Origin of the sequence: Corallococcus sp. 4LFB (assembly GCF_046520365.1) — a bacterium.
Classification (GTDB): Bacteria; Myxococcota; Myxococcia; order Myxococcales; family Myxococcaceae; genus Corallococcus; species Corallococcus caeni.
In genome coordinates this window covers 1-1,818 of sequence record NZ_JBKGHJ010000905.1, presented here as the reverse complement: position 1 = coordinate 1,818, position 1,818 = coordinate 1, and the positions used below count along the sequence as shown (strand labels likewise).

1 protein-coding gene and 1 pseudogene are annotated in these 1,818 nt (G+C 73.5%); both read left to right on the top strand.

Going from position 1 to position 1,818, the window contains the following annotated elements; translation table 11 throughout:
• Positions 1-504: 504 nt before the first annotated feature.
• A complete protein-coding gene (locus ACLEQD_RS42630; RefSeq protein ID WP_410391684.1) occupies positions 505-1,509 on the top strand; it encodes a hypothetical protein in 1,005 nt (334 codons plus the stop codon).
• A pseudogene (locus ACLEQD_RS42625) lies at positions 1,502-1,818 on the top strand (hypothetical protein); the annotation flags it as partial. The gene ACLEQD_RS42630 and the pseudogene ACLEQD_RS42625, both read left to right, overlap by 8 nt.

Below are 1,818 nucleotides of genomic sequence, written 5' to 3'. Positions count from 1 at the left end.
CTCCACCCGCACCGCGGGCATCCGCCGGACGCAAGGCCTCCACCCGCGGCAGCGCCAGGGCCTCGCCGCCGTCCCGCGCGACCGGGTGGCGCGCGCAGGCGCAGGTGCCAGCCAGCAGGGCGGCGATGCGCAGATGTCTCGGATGCGGAGGCATGACAGGGATTGGAGCGCGTGCGCGGGGGGCCCCCGTCAAGGCACCGGCCCCCGCGTCGCAATCGCTGTTCCCACCCGTACAACCCGGCGAAAGCAGCGCTCCCGGAGGTGCTTTCCGGACCCACCGGCGCAGGTCGTTCTTCCGAGCGAAGAGTGGGTGTTCCCGGGTGGACGGATGGCGCGCGTCCGCGGCTCCTGGCGCCCGTGCGCGTGAGCGACGGCGCGTGCGTGCCGGGTGACCTGGGAGGTGGCTGGGTTTGAGAGGAATTGGACCCGGGGCGGGTCTTCGCGGATCCGCGCATGTCAGACGCCACCCGTAACCTGCGACACGTTCCAGCCTGAATCCCACCCATGACGACCCGACATCCCATGCCCGCCACCGCGCCCCGGACACCGGCCCCGTCCCTGCCTCCCAGACCCTTCACCTCCGCGCGGGATGGCCTCGTGCGCAGACAGCCCCAGCGCTTCACGGACATCCGGCCGCTGCGGCTGGAGGACTTCGTGTCCGGGACGCCGCGCCAGCGGGAGTCCTTCGCGCGGCGGCTGACCACCCACCTGTCGGAGCGCGGCTTCTTCTACCTGGAGCGTCCCGCCGCCTTCCTGGAGCGGCATGCCCTGGAGGGGCTGTTCGAGCGCTACGAGGCGACCTTCCAGCACGCCCTCCTGGCGCACCCGTACCTGCACGCGCTGCTGCCCGCGGCCACGGTGTTCCAGACGGGCTACAACGCCACCTGGTACCCGGAGTCGGCGGTGGTGCGGCAACCCATCGAGGCCTTCATGGCCAAGCCCGCGACGTGGACGGGCTTCCGCCGCCGCGTGGTGCCGGAGCCGGTGCGGGAGCTGCTGGAGGCGTCGGAGGACGCGTACGACGCCTGCCACGCCGTGGGCATCGCGCTGCTGGAGGCGCTGGAGCTGGGCTACGGCCTGCGTCCCGGGGGGCTCACGCGGCTGTTCCGCCGCCGCACGGAAGGGGCGGTGCGGTTCGTGAAGTACCACGCGCCCAGCACGGCGCGGCGCCGGCGGGAGGTGGTGGCGCACGCGTCGGAGCCGCACTCGGACAAGAGCTTCTTCACCTTCAACCTGGGGGAGTCGCGGCCAGGGCTGGTGTGGCTGGACGGGAACACGCCGCGCCTCATGCCCAATGACGAGGGGCACTGGCTCATCACCTCCGGCCGCTTCTCCGAAGGGCTGACGCGCGAGCTGGACGCGCCGGTGCGGGCGTTCCGGCACACGGTGCACAACGACGGGGAGCGCGTGGTCATCCTGGGCTTCGTGACGCCCGAGGGCGACCTGCATGATCTGCCGCTGGACGCGTGGCCCGCGCCGCCGCTCGCCTCGGGAGGCGCCCGTGGCTGAGCGCGCACGCAGCCGCGGGAACGAGGGGCCGGAGCACGTCTTCTTCTCCCCGCATCCGGACGACGTGGCGCTGGGGGCGTACGCGAGCCTGCTGGGCGTGCCCCGGGGCATCGTGCCCACGCTCGTCACGGTCTTCTCGCAGAGCTGCTGGGAGTTCGTGCTGCCGGTGGACCCGTCGCGGGCCATGGCCGTGACGTCGCTGCGGATGGGCGAGGACCGGCGCTTCGCCCGGGCGCACGGCGCGGACCTGGTGCACCTGGGCTTCCGCGACACCAGCCTGCGCTCGCCGCCGGGGGGCCCCGCGGAGCC